Source organism: Sphingomicrobium clamense, from assembly GCF_019264355.1.
Classification (GTDB): Bacteria; Pseudomonadota; Alphaproteobacteria; order Sphingomonadales; family Sphingomonadaceae; genus Sphingomicrobium; species Sphingomicrobium clamense.
In genome coordinates, this window is the sequence record NZ_JAHVAH010000003.1 from 1 (window position 1) to 501 (window position 501).

At 48.5% G+C, this 501-nt stretch carries 1 protein-coding gene; it reads left to right on the top strand.

The genetic code is table 11. The features are described from left to right. Positions 1 to 71: 71 nt before the first annotated feature. The coding region (locus KTQ36_RS11235; RefSeq protein WP_218633930.1) for an Ntn hydrolase family protein at positions 72 to 501 on the top strand (430 nt) is incomplete at its 3' end.

The window sequence follows — 501 nt, forward strand, 5'->3', positions numbered from 1 at the left end:
TGGCGTAAACGTGGGTATTCTGAAATCCCGCACAAACCATCTATTCGACTTTATACGTTCAGGTAACTTATATGACTACTATAGCTTTTGACGGTGAAACGATGGCCTGCGATACATGTGTCACGGGGAATTTTAAATACTATACGGATACCAAGATTTACGAGAACGACCACTTCGTTATGGGTGTATCCGGGGACGCCGGGGTGGGTAGGCTGTTGGTTGTCGATGCCGAGATATTGACGCCTAAGTACTACGACTTCGACTTTTCGGCGCTGGTGTTTGTTAAAGAGGATAAGCGTATTTTCAGGGTAGAATTCTTCAAGTCATGGGATTCGCCGTTAAGCTCAGTTATACCAATTGCGGGTAACGCAGCGGCCGTTGGCTCCGGTGCTCCGTATGCACTTACGGCGATGTTTATGGGTGCCACCGCTACTGCTGCTGTCGAGATAGCGAAGCGCTTCGACCCTAATACTGATGGGGGAGTGATAACACATCGACTAG